General features: G+C 73.8%; 17 protein-coding genes. 7 read left to right on the forward strand and 10 right to left on the reverse strand.

Annotation, left to right across the window (positions count from 1 at the left end; translation table 11 throughout):
* Positions 1-16: 16 nt before the first annotated feature.
* The 5 genes from ACFTZA_RS04360 (at position 17) to ACFTZA_RS04380 (ending at position 4,740) form a co-directional block, all read left to right on the forward strand.
* Entirely contained in the window at positions 17-385 is a 369-nt protein-coding gene (locus ACFTZA_RS04360) for an iron chaperone (protein WP_378191158.1), read from the forward strand.
* Positions 386-425: 40 nt separating this feature from the next.
* On the forward strand, positions 426-1,955 hold the full coding sequence (der, locus tag ACFTZA_RS04365; RefSeq protein ID WP_378191160.1) for a ribosome biogenesis GTPase Der: 1,530 nt from the start codon (positions 426-428) through the stop codon (positions 1,953-1,955).
* A complete protein-coding gene (locus ACFTZA_RS04370; RefSeq protein ID WP_378191162.1) occupies positions 1,952-3,043 on the forward strand; it encodes a hypothetical protein in 1,092 nt (363 codons plus the stop codon). Before der ends, ACFTZA_RS04370 begins: the two co-directional genes overlap by 4 nt.
* 90 nt (positions 3,044-3,133) lie before the next feature.
* Complete coding sequence (locus tag ACFTZA_RS04375; protein WP_378191164.1) at positions 3,134-3,565, forward strand: hypothetical protein; 432 nt, start codon at positions 3,134-3,136, stop codon at positions 3,563-3,565.
* Positions 3,562-4,740: a zinc-dependent alcohol dehydrogenase gene (locus tag ACFTZA_RS04380; RefSeq protein WP_378191166.1), complete on the forward strand. Its 1,179-nt coding sequence runs from the start codon at positions 3,562-3,564 to the stop codon at positions 4,738-4,740. The genes ACFTZA_RS04375 and ACFTZA_RS04380 overlap by 4 nt, the downstream gene beginning before the upstream one ends.
* 107 nt (positions 4,741-4,847) lie before the next feature.
* On the opposite strand, the gene kduI is transcribed toward ACFTZA_RS04380, so the two are convergent.
* The 9 genes from kduI to ACFTZA_RS04425 form a co-directional block, all read right to left on the reverse strand.
* The gene (gene kduI, locus ACFTZA_RS04385) at positions 4,848-5,684 is read right to left on the reverse strand and encodes a 5-dehydro-4-deoxy-D-glucuronate isomerase (RefSeq protein WP_378191168.1); all 837 of its coding nucleotides are present in this window, start codon (positions 5,682-5,684) and stop codon (positions 4,848-4,850) included.
* Positions 5,685-5,772: 88 nt separating this feature from the next.
* Positions 5,773-6,537, reverse strand: coding sequence for a 2-dehydro-3-deoxy-D-gluconate 5-dehydrogenase KduD (kduD, locus tag ACFTZA_RS04390; RefSeq protein ID WP_378191170.1), 765 nt, complete (start codon positions 6,535-6,537; stop codon positions 5,773-5,775).
* Positions 6,534-7,490 carry a fumarylacetoacetate hydrolase family protein gene (locus ACFTZA_RS04395; RefSeq protein ID WP_378191173.1) on the reverse strand — a complete coding sequence of 319 codons (957 nt, stop codon included), beginning with the start codon at positions 7,488-7,490 and terminating at the stop codon, positions 6,534-6,536. The genes kduD and ACFTZA_RS04395 overlap by 4 nt, the downstream gene beginning before the upstream one ends.
* Entirely contained in the window at positions 7,487-8,662 is a 1,176-nt protein-coding gene (locus tag ACFTZA_RS04400; RefSeq protein ID WP_378191175.1) for a glycoside hydrolase family 88 protein, read from the reverse strand. The genes ACFTZA_RS04395 and ACFTZA_RS04400 overlap by 4 nt, the downstream gene beginning before the upstream one ends.
* Positions 8,663-8,759: 97 nt before the next feature.
* A complete protein-coding gene (locus tag ACFTZA_RS04405; protein ID WP_378191178.1) occupies positions 8,760-9,494 on the reverse strand; it encodes a DUF624 domain-containing protein in 735 nt (244 codons plus the stop codon).
* 5 nt (positions 9,495-9,499) lie between these two features.
* Complete coding sequence (locus ACFTZA_RS04410) at positions 9,500-10,408, reverse strand: carbohydrate ABC transporter permease (protein ID WP_378191181.1); 909 nt, start codon at positions 10,406-10,408, stop codon at positions 9,500-9,502.
* A complete protein-coding gene (locus ACFTZA_RS04415) occupies positions 10,408-11,373 on the reverse strand; it encodes a carbohydrate ABC transporter permease (protein WP_378191183.1) in 966 nt (321 codons plus the stop codon). Before ACFTZA_RS04415 ends, ACFTZA_RS04410 begins: the two co-directional genes overlap by 1 nt.
* A 112-nt stretch (positions 11,374-11,485) precedes the next feature.
* Positions 11,486-12,805, reverse strand: coding sequence for an ABC transporter substrate-binding protein (locus tag ACFTZA_RS04420; RefSeq protein WP_378191185.1), 1,320 nt, complete (start codon positions 12,803-12,805; stop codon positions 11,486-11,488).
* An 82-nt stretch (positions 12,806-12,887) separates the two neighbouring features.
* Positions 12,888-14,858, reverse strand: a complete 1,971-nt coding sequence (locus ACFTZA_RS04425) for a DUF2264 domain-containing protein (protein WP_378191187.1) — start codon at positions 14,856-14,858, stop codon at positions 12,888-12,890.
* 242 nt (positions 14,859-15,100) lie between these two features.
* On the opposite strand from ACFTZA_RS04425, the gene ACFTZA_RS04430 reads away from it, so the two are divergent.
* Both ACFTZA_RS04430 and ACFTZA_RS04435 read left to right on the forward strand, forming a co-directional pair.
* Entirely contained in the window at positions 15,101-17,098 is a 1,998-nt protein-coding gene (locus ACFTZA_RS04430) for a heparinase II/III family protein (protein WP_378191189.1), read from the forward strand.
* Positions 17,095-18,186: a substrate-binding domain-containing protein gene (locus ACFTZA_RS04435; protein ID WP_378191191.1), complete on the forward strand. Its 1,092-nt coding sequence runs from the start codon at positions 17,095-17,097 to the stop codon at positions 18,184-18,186. The genes ACFTZA_RS04430 and ACFTZA_RS04435 overlap by 4 nt, the downstream gene beginning before the upstream one ends.
* A gap of 9 nt (positions 18,187-18,195) precedes the next feature.
* Here ACFTZA_RS04435 and ACFTZA_RS04440 read toward each other — a convergent pair whose 3' ends face one another.
* The gene (locus ACFTZA_RS04440) at positions 18,196-18,663 is read right to left on the reverse strand and encodes a hypothetical protein (protein ID WP_378191193.1); all 468 of its coding nucleotides are present in this window, start codon (positions 18,661-18,663) and stop codon (positions 18,196-18,198) included.
* Positions 18,664-18,769: the final 106 nt, after the last annotated feature.

The raw sequence follows: 18,769 nt of genomic DNA on the forward strand, positions 1-18,769 counted from the left end.
CGCGGAGGGGACAGCCATGGCGGACAAGCCGAGGACGGTCGACGAGTACGTGGCCGCGCTCGCCCCGGACGCCCGGGAGGTGGTCGCGCACCTGCGCGAGGTCGCCCACGCGACGGTCGCGGGGCTCGAGGAGCGCATCAGCTACGGCATCCCGACGTTCACGCTCGACGGTCACTACCTCGTCTACCTCGCGGGCTGGGCGCACCACGTCTCGCTCTACCCCGTGCCCGACGTCGACGAGGACGACGCGCTCGCACGCCGTGTCGCGCGCTACCGCGACGGCAAGGGCACGCTGCGGTTCCCCCTCGCGGAACCGGTGCCGGACGACCTCGTGCGCGACGTCGTCGCGCGCCTCGCGGCCGAGCGCCGACGGGCCGTCGGCTGAGCGTTCGGCGCGTGGGCCTCGACCTGGGAGAATCGTCGCCATGACCACTCCCGACCAGGCCCAGCCCGGCACGCCCGACGACCTCGACGCCGCCGGGCCCGAGCACGACCCGCAGCTCGACCCCGCGGACTCCGCCGAGGACGAGGCCCGCGAGCGCGCGCTGCGCGCCGGCCTGGCGGACTACGAGCTCGAGGAGACCGACCTCGTCCTGCTCGATGCGGACGACGACGAGCTCGACGGTGTCGAGGTGGCCGAGATCCTGCCGGTTCTCGCGGTCGTCGGGCGTCCGAACGTCGGCAAGTCGACGCTCGTCAACCGCATCCTCGGGCGGCGCGAGGCCGTCGTGGAGGACAAGCCGGGTGTGACGCGCGACCGCGTGAGCTATCCCGCCGAGTGGTCGGGCCGTCGGTTCACCCTCGTGGACACGGGCGGCTGGGAGGTCGACGTCGCGGGCATCGAGTCGAAGGTCGCCGAGCAGGCCGAGGTGGCCGTCTCCCTCGCCGACGCGGTGCTGTTCGTCGTCGACGCGACGGTCGGCCCGACGGCGACGGACGAGCGCGTCGTGCGACTGCTGCGCTCCTCAGGCAAGCCCGTGGTGCTGTGCGCCAACAAGGTCGACGGCCCGTCTGGCGAGGCGGACGCCGCGGCGCTGTGGAGCCTCGGTCTCGGCGAGCCGATGCCCGTCTCCGCCCTGCACGGGCGCGGCACGGGCGACCTGCTCGACGCGGCCATGGCGGCGCTGCCGACCGTGTCCGCGCACGGCGAGGCGCGCCCCACCGGCCCGCGCCGCATCGCGCTCGTGGGGCGGCCGAACGTCGGCAAGTCGTCGCTGCTCAACAAGATCGCGGGCTCCGAGCGCGTGGTCGTCGACGAGACCGCTGGGACGACGCGCGACCCGGTCGACGAGCTCGTCGAGCTCAAGGGCGTGCCGTACGTGCTCGTCGACACGGCGGGCATCCGCCGTCGCGTGCACCAGACGAAGGGCGCCGACTTCTACGCGTCGCTGCGCACCCAGGCCGCGATCGAGAAGGCGGAGCTCGCGGTCGTGCTCGTCGACGCGTCCGTGCCGCTCACCGAGCAGGACACGCGCGTCATCTCCCAGGTGGTGGACGCCGGTCGCGCCCTCGTGATCGCGTACAACAAGTGGGACCTCATGGACGAGGACCGGCGCCCGTTCCTCGAGCGCGAGATCGAGAAGGACCTCGTGCAGGTGCAGTGGGCGCCCCGGGTGAACGTCTCGGCGCGCACCGGCTGGCACACCGACCGTCTGGTCCCGGCGATGGAGCGCGCGCTCGACGCGTGGGACACGCGCATCCCGACGGGGCGGCTCAACGCCTTCCTCGGCGAGCTCGTCGCGGCGCACCCGCACCCGCTGCGCGGCGGCAAGCAGCCCCGCATCCTCTTCGCGACGCAGGCGTCCACGCGCCCGCCGCGGTTCGTGATCTTCGCGACGGGGTTCCTCGAGGCGGGCTACCGCCGGTTCGTCGAGCGCCGCCTGCGCGAGACGTTCGGCTTCGAGGGCACGCCCATCGAGATCAGCGTGCGCGTCCGGGAGAAGCGCAAGCGGTGACGGGTGGCCCGACGGCGTCCCGCGAGCCCCGGCGCGGCATGTCTGCCCGGGGCCGCGTCGTGCGGCTCGGTGTCGTGCGGGACACCGCCGCCACGCGGCACCTCGTGACCTTCCTCGTCGTGACGGTGGCCACCGTGCTCCTCACGCGCTTCTTCCTCGCGGCGTCCGGCTACCCGCAGGTCGGCGGGGGAGACCTGCACGTCGCGCACGTGCTGTGGGGCGGGCTGGGCATGGCCCTCGGCGTCGTGGTGCTGCTGTCGTTCGTCGGGCCGGCGCTGCGCTCGCTCGGCGCCGTGCTCAGCGGCGTCGGCTTCGGGCTGTTCGTCGACGAGATCGGCAAGTTCGTCACGGCGGACAACGACTACTTCTACGAGCCGACGGCGGCGCTCATCTACGCGACCGTCGTCGTCCTCGTGCTCCTCGTCGAGGCGCTGCACGGCCGCCGTCGGCACCACGCGGGCGAGTACCTCGCCGTCGCGACGGACCGAGCCGTCGCCGGCGTCGCGGGCGGGTTCACCGATGCCGCGCGCGAGGAGGCCCGCACGCTCGCCGCGCTCGGGCGCGGCGAGCCGGCCGCCGAGCAGGTGGCGGCGCTGGTCGAGGCGGTGCCGCGCGACGACGTCGACGTGCCCGACCCGGTCCGCGCGCTCGTGCGCCGCGCGTCGGCGTGGTTCACCGCGGCGCTCGAGCAGCGGTGGGCGGCGGTCGTGGTCGTCGTCGCGGTGCTCGGCGTCGCCGCGGGGTCCGTGGCCGTCGCGGTGCGTGTCGTGACCCGGGACGTCGACGTGCCGACGTGGGTTGGGGTCGGGATGCTCCCCGGGGTCGCCGCGACCGTCGCGTGCGTCGTCGTCGGACTCGTCGCGGGTCGGGCGGACCGCCGAGCGAGCGCGGTGTGGGTGCGGCGGGGCGTCCTCGTCTCGCTCCTGCTCACGCAGCTGCTCGTGTTCCGCGCGGTCCAGTGGGTCGGCGTCGCCGGCCTCGCGGTCGACCTCCTCGTCCTGGCCGCGCTCGGGTCCGCGCTCGGGGGCGACGACGAGCGCCGCCAGGCACGGACCGCGCGCCCGGCGGGTCGACGGGGACCGGGATAGCCTGGCGAGCGAGGCGCCCCGCCTCTCGCGTGCAGCAGCCCGCGCGTGCCGCCGCACCGGCCGACGGCCGGTCCACCCCCGGGAGCCGCCATGAGAGCCGCCACGAAAGTCCTCGCCCTGTCTGCCGCGGCCGCCGGCGCCGCGACGTGGTGGACGCGCCGCCAGGGCGCCGACCACCCCGGCGGCGCGCCGGTGCTCGCCGTGACCGTGCACCGGCCCCCCGACGAGCTGGCGACGCAGCTCGCACAGCAGCGTCCCGCCCCGCTCGCCGAGCTCGGGGACGCCGTCCGCCTCACCACCACCCCGGCGCCCAAGGACTTCGGCACCGAGCTCCGACTGCGGGTCGAGCGGCCCGCCGACGTGGACGTCGACGACGCCCGGCAGGCGCTGCGGCTCACCAAGCAGCTCCTCGAGACGGGCACCGTCATGCCGCCCGACGCACCGCTGACCCGGCGGCGCACGCTCGCGTCGCTGCCGCTCGAGGCCGCGATCCGCGCGGCAGGCACGGAGGGACGGCTGTGAAGGCGCTGCAGTGGATGGGGGTGAACGACCTCGCCGTGAACGACGTGCCCGACCCCGGGCTGCTCGACGACCGTGACGTCGTCGTCAAGGTGCGCCGTACGGTCACGTGCGGCTCCGACCTGCACCTTCTCGGCGGGTACATCCCGTTCATGCGCTCCGGGGACGTGCTGGGCCACGAGTTCCTCGGGGAGGTCGTCGAGGCCGGGTCCGCGGTGACGAAGCACCGCGTCGGCGACCGCGTCGTCGTGTCCTCGTTCGTCGCGTGCGGGCAGTGCTGGTACTGCCGCCAGGAGCTGTACTCGCTGTGCGACAACGGCAACCGCAACCCCGCGATCACCGAGCACCTGTGGGGCTTCGCGCCGGGTGGGTGCTACGGCTACTCCCACGCCATGGGCGGGTACGAGGGGTCGCACGCCGAGTACGTGCGCGTGCCCTTCGCCGACGTCGGCGCGTTCACCGTGCCCGACGACGTGTCCGACGAGCGGGCCGTGTTCGCGTCCGACGCCGCGGCGACCGGCTGGATGGGTGCCGACCTCGGCGGCGTGCAGCCCGGCGACGTCGTCGCCGTGTGGGGCGCGGGCGGCGTCGGGCAGATGGCCGCGCGCGCCGCGATGCTGCTGGGTGCCGAGCGGGTCCTCGTCATCGACCCGCTCGAAGAGCGGCTGCGCATGACGCGCGAGTTCGTCGGCTGCGACACGCTCCAGGAGGGCACGGACGACGTCGGCGCAGCCCTGCTCGAGGCGACGGCCGGCCGCGGACCCGACGTGTGCATCGAGGCGGTCGGCATGGAGTCCGGGGGCGGGTCCGCCGTCGAGCAGGCGTACGACCGCGCGAAGCAGTACCTGCGCCTGCAGACCGACCGACCCACCGCGCTGCGGCACGCGATCTACCACTGCCGCAAGGGCGGCACCGTGTTCGTCCTCGGGGTGTTCGCGGCGCTCGCGGACAAGTTCCCGCTCGGCGCGGTGATGAACAAGGGCCTGACGCTGCGCGGGGCGCAGATGCACGGCCAGCGGTACATCCCGATGCTGCTGGAGCGCATGGCGCGCGGCGAGCTCGTCACCGAGCACCTCGCGACGCACGTCATGCCGCTCGACGACGCACCGCGCGGATACGACCTGTTCAAGTCGAAGGCCGACGGCTGTGTGCGGTCGGTGTTCCTGCCGCACGGCTGAGCGGTCCCGGAGACGGCCGAACCCCGGGTCACCGGCCGATCCAGCTCTGGAACGGCCCGCAACCCGGGGCTCGGCGGCTCCACGTCGGCTGACGCGGTGGCGCGTGGTCAGCGCATCGACGTGACGGGGAAGCCGTCCATGTCGTCGAAGGACTGGTTCTCGCCCGCCATCGCCCAGACGAACGAGTAGGCCGCGGTGCCGACGCCGGAGTGCACGGACCAGCTCGGGGAGATGACGGCCTCGCGGTCGGCCACGACGAGGTGGCGCGTCTCCGTCGGCTGACCGCACAGGTGCACGACTCGCGCCTCGGCGGGCACGTCGAAGTACAGGTAGCACTCCGTGCGACGGTCGTGCGTGTGCGCCGGCATGGTGTTCCACATGCTGCCCTCGTGCAGCGAGGTGACGCCCATGACGATCTGGCAGGACTTCACGCCGTTCTCGTGGATGTACTGGTTGAGCGAGCGGCGGTTCGACGTCACCTGGTCGCCGAGCTCGCGGACCGTGCCCTGGCCCGGGAGCGTGAGCACGGTCGGGTACGCGGTGTGCGCCGGCGCCGAGAACAGGTAGAACGCCGCCGGGCCGTCGTCGCCGGAACCGGCGTTCGCGAACACGACGTCACGCACACCACGGCCGACGTACAGGCACGCGCCCTTGGGCATCTCGTGCACCTCGCCGTCGGTCGTCACGGTGCCCGTGCCGCCGACGTTGACGATGCCGACCTCGCGGTGCTCGAGGAAGTACTCGCTGCGGATCTCGTCGTAGGTCGGCAGCGGCAGCGGACCGTCGCCGGGGACGGCCCCGCCGAGCACGACGCGGTCGTGGTGGGTGTAGGTGACGTTGACCTCGCCCGGGACGAACAGGTCCTGGACGAGGAAGCGGTCGCGCAGCTCCTGCGTCGTCGCTCCGGTGATCTGCTCGGGGCTGGTGGCGTAACGCTGTTCCACGGGTCTGCTCTCCTGGGTGGTGCGGGTGGTGCTCGGTCAGGCTTCGGTCGGGCTCTCGGCCGGAGCTGCGTCCGGCGCGCGGGACGGCTCAGCGCACGAGCCAGCCCCCGTCCACGGGCAGGATCACGCCGTGGACGTAGGCGGCCGCGTCGGACGCGAGGAAGACGAGCGCGCCGGCGAGGTCGTCCGGCGTACCCCACCGTGCCGCGGGGATGCGGTCGGCGATGGAGCGCTCGCGCGCCTCGTCGGCGCGGATGGGGGCCGTGTTGTCGGTGGCCATGTACCCGGGGGCGATCGCGTTGACGTTCACCCCGCGTGCGGCCCACTCGTTGGCCAGGGCCTTGGTCAGCCCGGCGACGGCGTGCTTCGAGGCCGCGTAGCCGGGCACGAGGATGCCGCCCTGGAACGACAGCATCGACGCGATGTTGACGATCTTGCCGGCGCCGCGCTCGAGCATGCCGCGACCGGCGGCCTGCGAGAGGTGGAAGACGGCGTCCAGGTTGACCGCGAGCACCGTGTCCCAGTCCTCGGCCGGGTGCTCGGCGGCGGGCGCGCGGCGGATCGTGCCCGCGTTGTTGACGAGCACGTCGACGGCGCCGAGCGCCTCCTCGGCCTCCGCGACCGCGGCGTGCAGCTCGTCCGGCTTCGCGGTCGACAGGTCGCGCTGCACGGCGTGCACGCGACGGCCGAGGGCCTCGACCTTCGCGATCGTCTCCGTCGGCACGCTCCGGTCGAGCAGTGCGACGTCCGCGCCGGCCTCGGCGAGGGCGACGGCCGCCCCCTGCCCGAGCCCGCGGCTCGAACCGGTGACGAGCGCGACCTTCCCGTCGAGACGGAACTGGTCGAGGATCATGCGTGCACTCCTTCGGTCGAGGTGTCGTGGGCGCCCGTCGTCGTGGCGTGCGGCGCGGTGAAGCGCGTCGTCAGCTCTCCGAGCCCGGCCACCCGGATCGTCACGGCGTCGCCCGGCGCGAGCGGTCGATGGGTGGCGAGCGCGTCGGGCAGCTTCTGGGGCGTGCCGGTCGAGACGACGTCGCCGGGCTCCAGCGTGACGACGTGGCTGAGGTAGCTCAAGAGCCGGGGCAGGCGGAAGACCATCGTCGCGGTGCTCTGCGAGACGGTGACGACGCCGTCGCGCACGACCTCGACGGTCAGGTCGTGGAAGTCGGGCACCTCGTCGACCGTGACGACAGCGGGGCCGAGCTGGCCGAACCCGTCGAAGCACTTGCCCATCGCCCACTGGCTCTGGCGGCGCTGCCACGCGCGGTCCGAGACGTCGTCGAACAGCGTGTACCCCGCGACGTGCTCCATCGCGTCCTCGGGGCTCACCGCGTGCGCGCGCCGGCCGATGACGACGGCGATCTCTCCCTCGTAGTCGACGTCGTCCGCGACCGCGGGCACGACGACGGCGTCGGACGGGCCGCTCAGCGTGTTCGGCGTCTTGACGAACACGTCGGGGAACTCCGGGTCGTCGGCGGCCGGGTCCTGCCCGTCCGGGACGTGGCCGCGGTAGTTGTACCCCAGGCACAGGATCGTGCGCGGCCGCACCGGGGGTGCGAGGTGCACGTCGGCGGCGCGGGGGAGCGTGGCCAGCGCGGCGGCGTCCGCCGCGACCCGTCCGACCGCGTCGCGCACCCAGGTGGTGAGCTCCGGGTCGGCGAGGACGTCGGACACGGTGACGCCCTCGCCGAGCACCGGGGACAGGTCGAGCAGGCGGTCGGTCGCGCCGTCGGGCACGAGCACGCCCGGGCGTTCGGCGCCGGAGGGGACCGCGGGAGCTCCGGGGACGTGCGAGACGAGCCTCACCAGTACTTCACCCAGCCCGGGAGCGTGTGGCGCACGAGCGCCTCGAGGTAGAAGTAGTCGCCCCAGAGGCTGCCCTCGTCGACGCCGATGCTCTTCGGCGCGTCGTAGACGGAGTGCAGCAGCAGCGCGTCGGACTCGACGCCTTCCGCGGCCGGGGTGTAGCCCGTGACGAGAGCGCGCAGCATGTCGAGCGAGGCGGCCGCGTAGCGCTCGCGGCGCTCCGGGTCGGTCTCGACGGAGGCGAGCTCGTGCAGCCCGGAGGCCGCGATGGCGGCGGACGAGCTGTCGCGCGGGGCGTCGCTGCCGTCGGTGTAGACGAGGTCCCAGTAGGGGACGCCGTCGGACGGCAGGTGGGCGAGGAAGTAGTCGGCGCAGCGGCGCGACGCGTCGAGCAGCGCCGGGTCGCCGGTCACCCGGTGGTTCATCGCAAAGCCGTAGATGCCCCATGCCTGGCCGCGCGCCCAGCACGAGTCGTCGCCCGCGCCCTGCTCGGTGCCGCCACGCAGCGGCTCTCCCGTGACGGGGTCCCAGTAGAACGTGTGGAACGTGGTGTCGTCGTCGCGCACGATGTGCGTCGCGAGCTGCTTCGTGTGGCGTCGCACGGCGTCGGGGAAGCGCTCCTCGCCGGTCTGCTCGCCCGCCCACGTGAGCAGCGGCATGTTCATGAGGCTGTCGACGATCGTGCGTCCGCGCTGCGCCGGGTCGGACAGGTCGCCCCACGCCTGGAGGATGCCCGCGGGCTCGAGGAACCGCACCATGAGGTGGTCGGCCGCCGACAGCGCCGCGCGCCGGGCGGTCTCGTCGCCGAGCAGGCGCCACGGCGCGACGCACGAGAGCGTGTAGAGGAAGCCGAGGTCGTGGGTCTGCAGGTCCTCGCCCTGGTCGACGCGGCGCGCGAAGTCGGCGACGTGTCGCTCGCCCGCCGTGCGGAACGCGACGTCGCCCGTCAGCTCGAACGCGAGCCACTGCATGCCCGGCCAGAAGCTCGTCGTCCACCCGCGGTTGCCGCCCTCGGGGAACTCGGGGGTCGCGGGGCGCGGCGGGTACAGACCATTGCGCGTGGTGTCGTCGGGGTAGCGGTCGCCGAAGGCGACGATGTTGCGTCGGACCGTCGCCAGTGCGGCGTCGACGGCGGGTGCGAGCTCGGTGGCGAGCCCGGTGGCGAGCGTCATCGGGGAACTTCCTTCTGCCCCGGCACCCGTGGGCGCCGGACGGTCGGTGGACGGGCTGTGCATGGACGGCCCGCCGGTGGACGAGAGGTGAGGACGGTCAGCGGGGCGGTCCGGTCGGCGCGGGGACCGTGCCGAGCGCGGAGTGCAGGGCGAAGCGAGCGCCGCCCCACGCGGCGAACAGCAGCGGCGCGATCGCGAGGCCCAGCCCGACGGCGGGGCGCGCGGCCACGAGCGACAGGAGCAGCGCGAGCACGAGCAGGGCCGGCACGGTGAGGTACCAGCGCCGCACGGCGGCGAACAGGGACGCCTTGAGCAGGTCGCGCAGCCGCGCGGTGGGGTGGTCGGGCAGAGCCGCCGCCGCCACGAGCGCGGTGAGGGCCGTGAGCACGGCGAGCGTGGCGAGCACGGGGATCGCCACGGCGCCCACGGGGTGGCCCCACACGACCCGGACGTCGACCGCGAGGACGACGACGAGCGCCGTGGCGAGCGCGCCCAGCGCCGTGGCGCGGCGCCACTGCGTGCGGTAGGTGCGCCACCAGGTGCGCACGACGGGCGCCGACGAGTCGGCGCTGACGGCGCCGAACACCCCGAACGCCGCGACGACCGCCGGTGCGCACAGCGGCGCGACGAGCGCGAGGGCCGGCCAGGACGCCGCCGGGTCGGTCGTCACCGCCAGCACCACGAGCGGCAGGCAGCCGAGCACGAGCAGCATGTTGGTGGCCATCCCGGCGTACACCGTGGCGAACACGAGCGCGTACGTCTCGTGCGACACGAGACGCCGGCGCGTACCCGGGCGGCTCGTCGCGGCGGGGGCGTGGATCGACGTCGCCACGACGGTCACCCCTTCAGACCGGTCGACGCGACGCCCTCGACGAAGTACCGCTGGCCGAGGAGGAAGATGATCGCGATCGGCAGGACGGACAGCACCGACCCGGTCATGATCAGCGCGTGCTCGGCGTTGTACTGGCCGATGAACGACTTGAGACCGAGCTGGACGGTCCACAGGTCGGGGCTGCGCAGGTAGATGAGCGGCCCGAGGTAGTCGTTCCACGTGTTGACGAACATGAGCAGCGTCAGGCTCGCGATGGCCGGCACGGACAGCGGCATCATGATGCGCCGCCAGATCCCGTACTCGCTGAGGCCGTCGAGGCGTGCGGCCTCGCTGAGCTCCTCGGGGATGGTCTCGAAGAACTGCTTCATGAGGAACACACCGAACGCGCTGAAGGTCTGGAGCGCGATGATCGCCCACAGGGTGTTCGACAGGCCTGCCTCGGACAGCATGATGAACTGCGGGATCATGTACGACTGCCACGGGACGGCGATGGTGCCGATGTAGAGCAGGAACAGCGCGTCGCGGCCGCGGAAGCGCATCTTGGAGAACCCGTACGCCGCGAAGCTGCCGGTGACGACCTGGAGCACGGTGACCGTGACCGACAGGATGAGCGTGTTCTTCAGCCACGTCGTCATGTCGGAGCGTTCCCAGATGTCCACGTAGTTCTGCCACACGACCGGGTCCGGGAACCACTGGATCGGGACGGTGAAGACCTGGTTGTTCGTCTTCAGGGAGGAGACGACCATCCAGAAGAACGGCAGGAGGATCGCGGCCGCCGCGACGATCATGAGGGTGTAGCCGAGCGCCCTGCCGACCACCGGGGTGGCGCGGCGGGGGCGGCGCGGGCGGGGGTCGTCGGCGACGGTCGCCGGCACCGGGGCCGGGCCGGGCGTGGGGGTGTCGAGCGTGGCCATCAGCTCTCCCTCCTCTTGTTCACCACGAACTGGAAGACCGTCACGAGGATGCAGATCAGGAAGAGCGCGACCGAGACCGCCGACGCGTAGCCGAACTGGTTCTCGACGAAGCCCTTCTGCCAGATGTACTGGCTGAGCACGAGCGTCGACTGCCCGGGGCCGCCGTTGGTCATGACGAGGATCAGGTCGAAGATCTTGAAGCTCTGGATCGTGAGCATGACGGTGACGAAGAACATCGTCGGGCGCAGACCGGGCAGCGTGACGTTCCAGAACCGCTGCCACGCGTTCGCACCGTCCATGCGCGCCGCCTCGTAGAGCTGGGCGGGCACGGTCTGCAGGCCGGCGAGCAGCAGGAGCATGTAGTAGCCCATCTCGCGCCACACGCTGACGAGGATGACCGCGGGCATGGCCCAGGCGCTCGAGGTGGTCCACCCGGGCGGGTTGTCGACGCCGATCGCGCGCAGCATCTGGTTGATCGGGCCGAACTCGGGGCTGAAGAGCATGTTCCACACCACGGCGATCGCGACGACCGACGTGATGTAGGGGAAGAACGCCACCGTGCGGAAGAACGCGACGCCGCGCAGCTTGCGGTTGAGCAGGAGCGCGAGGCCGAGGGACGCGGCGAGCGTCAGCGGGATGTGGATCACCGCGTAGTAGAGCGTGTTGAGCAGCGCCCGGTGGAAGCTGGTGTCGGCGACGAGCCGCGTGAAGTTGTCGAGCCCGATCCACTGCGCGACACCGAAGACGTTCCAGTTGGTGAACGAGATGTAGAACAGCGTGACGACCGGGATCAGGGTGAGCAGCCCGAAGCCGAGGAAGTTCGGCAGGATGAAGCTGTACCCGATCAGGGTGTTGCGCAGCCGGAGGCGGCTCCCGGCGCGGCGGCGGTCCGTCGGGGGACGCGTCGGCGCGCCCGCGCCGTCCGTCCGGGACCGCGACTGCTCGTCGGCGGCGATCGTGGACATCGTGGTGACTCCTGTGTCTGGAAGCTCGGTGCGGTGCCGCGCGGCCCGGGGCGCCGCTGCTCAGCGGTCGCGGCGCCCCGGGGGCGTGCGGCGGGAGGACCCGCGAGGAGGGTCAGCCGATGCCGGCCTCGGAGGCGGCGCGGCTCTCCGCCTCGTCGATCGCGGCGTCGATCGGCGTCGACTCGGACATCACGGCCGTGTGCAGGTCGTTGAGGATGTTCTGCACCGCCGCGGTGCTCGCGGCGACCGGGTTCTCCGGCTTCGTCTCGTGCGTGCCGAACGCGAAGCGCGACAGGTCGTCGGTCGGCACGCCGTCGATCGAGAAGAAGGTCTCGACGACCGAGTCGGTGAACAGCGCCGGCGTGATGCCGATCTCGGCGAGCGCCTCGGCGCCGCCCTCACCCGCGGCGAACGCGAGGAAGTCCTTCGCGGCCGCGACCTTCTCCTCGTCGATGGCCGGGTTGATGCCCATGCCGGTCGGGTCGCCGAACGTCACCGGGACGTTGTCGGTGCCCGTGGTGGACTCGTCGGCCTGCGGTGCCGGGGCCATGCCCCAGGCGAACTCGTTCGCCTCCCCGCTGTCCTGCTGCGCGATGAGCGTCGCGGCGTACCACGTGCCCATCGGCATCATCGCGGACTGCTGGGTGCCGAACTGCGACTGGTAGGTGAGCGAGTTCGTGGTCACCGTGCCGTAGCTCGGCTGGGCGCCGGCGGCCTGGAGGTCGAGCACGCGCTCGTAGTAGGGCGCCAGGAAGGAGTAGTCCGCGCTGTCGAGCGAGGCGTCCTCGCTCTGGGCGAGGGCGAAGCCCTGCACGGTGGACTGCCACGAGTGCTGGTAGGTCCCGGTGGCCTGGGAGCCCGCACCCTCGAACGCCGTGGTGAGGTCCTTCGCCGTCTGGGCGTAGTCGTCCCACGTCCACGAGCCGTCGGGCTGCGCGACGCCGGCCTGGTCGAACAGGTCCTTGTTGTAGTACAGGACCCACGAGTCCTGGCGGTAGGGCACCGCGTAGTGCGCGCCGTCCGCCTCGTAGGCGTCGAGGCCGCCGGTGTCCGGGTCGAGCTCGGCGGCGACGTCCGACACGTCGAGCAGCTGCTGACCCGACTGGTACGTGTAGAAGTTCTTGAGGTTCTTCAGGATGTAGATGTCCGGCGCGGTGCCGGCCGCGAGGTCCGCGGTCATCTGCGTGTCGTAGTCGTTGCCGGCCGCGTACTCCTGGACCTCGACCGTGACGTCGGGGTTCTCCGCGTTGTACGCGTCGGCGAGCGTCTGGAACTCGGGGGTCTGCGACAGGCTCCAGCCCGCGAGGGTCAGTGTGACGGGGCCGTCGGCGGTGGCGGTCTCGCCACCGGACTCGCCCCCACCGCCGCAGGCCGTGAGGGTGAGGGCGACGACGGCGGCGGTGCCGATCGCGATCGGGGTCGTGCGCTTCATTCCTTGCTCTCCTTCGAGTGAGGCGGCCCGACGTCGGGCCTGTCCGCTCGCCCGGGGCGGGTCCGGGCTCGTGGGTAGGGGGTCAGGGCAGGTCGGTGAGCGTGCGCTCCCCGTCCGGCCACTGCACGGCGGCAGATCGTCCTGCCTCCGCGAGCTGGATGTGCGGCGTCGCGCGGTGCGCTGCCGTGGTCGACGTGCCGGCCGGCGCCCCGGAGACGGTGTCGTGCGGGGGCCGGGCCAGCGTGAGCAGCACGGCGTGCCAGGCACCGACGTCGACCGGCAGGTCGACGACGTCGACGCGGGACGTGGGGCCGAGCGGCGTGGCGTCCGCGCGGTGCTCGGTCGTGACGACGCCGGCCCCGACGAGGGGGAGGACGCTCGCGTCGAGGTCGTCGCCGTCCACGACCGGCCAGCCGCCCACGCGCAGGCGGAGGCTGCTCGCGTCGACGCCGTCGGCGAGCTCGTCGACGCGCACGAGACGGACCTCCCACGGGCCGCGCACGAGCGAGACGACGGTGAGCGTGCCGGCGTCGGTCAGCGTCCCGGGCAGGCCGGAACCGTGGTCGCGGCCGCCGAGCTCGGGCTCGAGCCAGCGCGAACGCACCACCGAGGCGGCGACACCCACCGGGGTCTCCCCGGACGCCTGCGCGACGTGCGCGCCGAGAGCGCGCCAGCCGGCCCGGTGCGTGGCGCGGCCCGCCGCGTCGACGAGCGCCACCGTCTGCTCGACGGGGGAGACGCGGCTCGCGGTGTCGGACCACGGGGCGGTGACGGTCGAGTAGCCCAGCCGGGCGTACAGGGGCGCGTCGCCGACCCGGGCACCCTCACGGGCGTGGTCGGTGCCGTGGTTGACGACGCGCACGACGCCGTCCGCCCGGGTGCCGCTGACGACCCAGCCGGGCGCGCGGACGGCGCGCAGGACGTCGCCGCGCTCGACGGGCAGCGGCTCCTCCGTCGCGGTCCACGCCGGGTGGTCGGCGGGGAGCGCGAGACCGATGAGGCCCTTGCTGGCCCAGTAGGGCGAGCCGGGGCCGGTGTACGCCTGGGCGATCGGCAGCCACTCGTGGTGCCACCCCTGGGTCAGCAGGCCGCGCTCGTCGGGTGCGCCGTGGTCGGCGAAGTGCTTCACGATCCCGGACGCGGCGCGTCGCAGGGCGCCGGGGGAGTGCGACGGCACACCGGCCATGGCCCCGACCCAGAACGGCGCGGAGGCCGCGAAGCGGTAGGTGAGCGAGCGGCCCTGCAGGAGCGGGGAGCCGTCGCCGCCGACGAGCGCGAGCGCGTCGTCGAGGTACCGGTCGAGGAGCTGCACGTCGCGCTCGCGGCGCGGTGCGGCGAGGTCCTCGGCGCCGCGCATGCGCGCCCACAGCGTGGGGTACAGGTGCAGGGCCCAGCCGGCGTAGTGGTCGAACGAGCGCTCGTCGCCGTCGGCCAGCCAGCCGTCCGCGCGCTTGAACGAGTCGTGCGTGGCCAGGTCCTCGGCCATCTCGTCGAGCGAGTGGGGACCGCCCACCGAGCGCAGGAAGGTCTGGACGACGAGGCGGAACCACACCCAGTTGATGCGCGGGTAGGTGTCGTCGCCGACGGCCTCCGCGAGGTAGTCGACGAGCTGCTCCTGGACGAGGGGGGACAGCCCGTCCCAGATCCACTCGCGCGTGAGGTCGAGCACGAGCGCGAGCGAGGCGGCCTCGACCTTCGCCTGCGCGTGCTCGGACATCCGCAGCCAGCGGTCGGGCGCGTGCGGGTCGGAGCCGGCGGCGAGGCCGTCGGCGTACCACTGCGCGTAGCCGTGCGGGTCCGCGCCGCGCTCGCCCGCGAGCCGGAAGCCGGCGAGGAGGAACGTGCGGGCGAAGCCCTCGAGGCCGTCGACCGCGCGGCCGTAGCCGCCCTCGGGGCCCGGCAGGGTGATGCGGGCGTGACCGGCGGAGGCGTAGGGGCGGACCGCGGCGAGCAGCGTGTCGCCGAAGGCGGCCCACCGCGCACGGTCCCACCCGGTCAGGGGGCTCGTGGCGGGCGCCGCGGCCGGCTGCGGCCTGGTGCCCTCGAGCGTCATCGCGTCCTCCGTCGACTCACGGCGCCTCTGCGCGCCGCCCGTGCTGCTGCGTTGCTGCTGTGTCGTGTGCGGCGTGATCACCGTCACCGGCGACCAGCCCTCTCCGAACAGTTCCGCAGTCAACCGTTCAGAAACAGACGCTGTCAAGCGCGTCACACTTCTGTTATGATCGGTTCTGATCGGTTGATCGATCGATCACGTTCCCGGTGACGACGCCGGGTCCTATGCCTCGACGGAGAGAGATGCCCACGATTCTCGCCGGTTTCGCCGGCCCCCTCGCCGCCGCCTTCTGGACGCCGGAGGATGCGCGCGAGCGCCGCACCGCGATCGCGGCGGCCCTCCTCGACGCCTCGCACGCGCTGCCCGTCGCGCCGGCCACCGACCGGGCCGTGTGGTCCACGACGGCGGGCTCGGCCGACCGGGTCACCGTGGCGGACGTGGTGGCGCGCGCCGACGCCGAGCGCGGGTCCGCGTGGCCCCTGCCGCTCGCCGGCACGGCCGCCCGCCTGCACCGCGACGGCGACCGGACCGCCCACGAGGCGCTCGTGCACGCGCGCCAGCAGCGGCTCACCCGGGCGGTGGTCGCGGCGGCGGCGACGCTCGACGACGCGTGGGTGGACGAGGTCGCGGACGGCGTGTGGGCCCTGTGCGAGCAGAGCTCGTGGTGCTGGCCCGCGCACGACGACGCGCGCGTGACGCGCGGCTGGGTGCTGCCCGACGTGGACCGCCCGTTCCTCGACCTCGGCGCGGGCGAGGTGGTCGGCCAGCTCGCGTGGGTGGACCACCTGCTCGGCGAGGTGCTCGACGAGCGCTACCCCGGCCTGCGCGAGCGGGTGCGCGCGGAGGCGCGCCGGCGGGTCCTCGACCCGTTCGTCGCGCGACGCGACTGGCACTGGCTCGGCCTGGACGGCGACGTGCACAACTGGAACCCGTGGATCCACGGGAACGTGCTGGTCGCGGCGCTGCGCCTGCTCGACGGCCCGGGCGACGCCGCGCTGCGCGCGCAGGTGGTGGACCTGGTGGTCGAGGGGCTCGACCGGTACGTCGCCGTGCTGCCCGAGGACGGCGCGATCGACGAGGGCTACGAGTACTGGTGGAACGGCGCGTGCCGGGCGATCGAGGCGCTGGACCTGCTCGCGCACGCGACGGGCGGCGCGCTCGACGCGCTCGACCCGGCGTCGCCGGTGGCCGCGCTGCGCGCCACCGTGGGCTTCCCGCACCGCACGCACCTGGGCGGCGACTGGTACCTCGACCTCGCGGACGGGCGCGCCCGTCCTCCGGCGACACAGCCCTGGCACGCGCTGCACCGCGCGGCGCGTCGTGTCGGCGACGACGACGCGGCGCGCCACGCGGCGTCGTACCGCGTGGCGGGCGCACCGGTCGCGGACGAGGGCCAAGGGCTCGGCCGGCTGCTGCGCGCGGTCACCGACGACGCGTGGGTGGGCACGGCCCGGACGGCACCGCCGCTGCCCCGCGAGGCGTGGTTCGGCTCGACGCAGGTGCTCCTCGCGCGCGAGGAGGCGGGCACGCCACGCGGCCTCGCCCTCGCGGTCAAGGGCGGGCACAACGGCGAGCACCACAACCACAACGACGTCGGGTCGTTCGTCGTCGCGTCCGACGGCGTACCCGTCGTCGTGGACGCCGGCCGCCCGACGTACACGGCGCAGACGTTCGGCCCGGACCGGTACGCGATCTGGACGATGCAGAGCTCGTGGCACAACGTGCCCGAGGTCGCGGAGACGCCGCAGGGCGTGGGGGCGCGGTTCGCCGCGCGGGACGTGGTGCCGGGCGACGGTTCGCTGTCGCTCGACCTCGCGGGCGCGTACCCGCTGCCCGGTCTGCGGTCGTGGCGCCGCGACGCCCGCCTCGTGCGCGGCGAGGGTCCGGCGCGCGCCGTCGTGCACGACGCGTGGGACGTCGACGCCGGCGCCCCCGCCGTCGTGCACCTGATGGTCGCGGGCGACGTCCGGCTCGCGCCGGGCGGCGCGCACGTGGTCCCGCTCGACGGCGCCACGCCCGTCACCCTGAGCTGGCCGCACGACGTCGCGGTCGAGGTCACCGAGCAGCGGCTCGACGACCCCATGCTCGCGGACGTGTGGGGCGCGCGTCTGACGCGGCTCGCGCTCGACGTGACCGACCGCGCCGAGCTGACCGTCGCCGTCGTGCAGGCCGCCGACGGCACCACCGGAACCGACGGCGGCAGGGACGCCGCCAGGACCACCCAGGAGGGGGCACCGTGACCACGGAGGAGATGCAGCGGGCACCGCTCGCCGCCGAACGACGCGCGCACCTGCTCGCGACGCTCGAGCGCGACGGCGTCGTGCGCGTGGCCGACCTGACCGAGGAGCTCGGTGTGACCGCGGTGACGGTCCGCCGGGACATCGTCCAGCTCGAGCGCGAGGGGCTGCTGGCCCGCGTGCACGGCGGCGCGGTCGCGGTGGGCACCAAGGAGGGCACCCCGGAGCGCACCCCGACGGCGGCGATCGGCGTGCTCGTCCCGTCGCTCGACTACTACTGGCCGGGCGTGGTGCGCGGCATGGAGATCGAGGCGCGCAAGCACGGCCTGCGCGTGGTCCTGCGCGGGTCGTCGTACGAGGCGTCCGACGAGCGGCCCACGCTCGAGCGGCTCGTCGAGTCGGAGGACCTGCGCGGGCTCGTGCTCGCGCCGCGCACGGACACCCCGCACGCGCAGGAGCTCGTGCAGTGGCTCGCACGCACGGGCGTGCCGCACGTGCTGGTCGAGCGTGAGGCCGCGCTCGCCCCGCACCGCGAGGCGCTCGAGTCGGTCGTCTCCGACCACGCGCTCGGTGCGCTCATGGCGGTGCACCACCTCGCGGACCTCGGGCACCGCCGGGTCGGTCTCGTCCTGTCCCGGCAGTCGCCGACGTCGCGCAAGATCGCCGCGGGCTGGCGTGCGGCGTGCAACGACCTCGGCCTGTCCTCGGAGGAGCACTTCGAGCGCCTCGCGCCGGACCGGCACCGGCCCGAGTTCGCGAAGGCGATCAGCGAGGTCGTCGACACGGCGCTCACGTCCGGCACGACGGCGCTGCTCGCCCACTCCGACCCGGAGGCGTTCGCGATCGTGCAGAACGCGCAGGACCGCGGGCTGTCCGTCCCGGGCGACCTGTCGGTCGTCGCGTACGACGACGAGGTGGCCGGCCTGTTCAGCCCCGCGCTGACGGCCGTGCGGCCACCGCGCTCCGCCGTCGGGCACGCCGCCGTCGACCTGCTCGCGAAGCGGATCGAGGACCCGTCCCGGCCCGTGCACCGGGTCGCGATCAGCCCGCGCCTGGTCGTGCGCGAGTCGACGGGCAGCCCGCGCAGCTGAGGCTTCGTGTCAGCCGCCGGTGAACATGGTGATCGCCAAGGGCGCACCGACGTCGTCGCACGCGGTACCGAGGGCCAGCTGGGCCTCGCCCCACGCGGGGGAGTCCACGACGGTCGACTCCTGCAGGTCCCCGATCGCCGTCTGCACGGCGCTGGTCCCGCTGGAGGGCAGGCGGTCGAGCACGCGCGTCGCCAGGCGGTACCAGCCGCCGTGCTCCTGCGCCTCCATGCGGCCCTCGGCGAGGCCGACGTCGGCGTTCTCCAGGATCGTCATCACATCGCTGACGGCGGTGCAGACGGCGGCGTCGTCCGGGGCGCCGGCCTCGGCCGGGGCGGTCGGGGAAGGCTGCTGAGCCGCCGTGCTCGCCGGCGGCGCGTCGGGCTGCCCTGCGGGTCCGTCACCGCCGGCGCTGCACGCACCGACGACTGCGGTGCTCAGCACGACCGCCGACAGCACCGCCCACTGCTTCGATCGCATCCGTGCGCGCTCCTGACGTATCGGACGTGGAGGACTGACCCCGAGAGTCTGCCGCTCGGCGCGCCTCGACGGTAGGGGACACGCCCTCGGCCCGACCGACGCGCGC

The sequence above is a fragment of the Cellulosimicrobium sp. NPDC057127 genome (assembly GCF_042670945.1).
In the GTDB taxonomy this organism is placed as follows: domain Bacteria; phylum Actinomycetota; class Actinomycetes; order Actinomycetales; family Cellulomonadaceae; genus Cellulosimicrobium.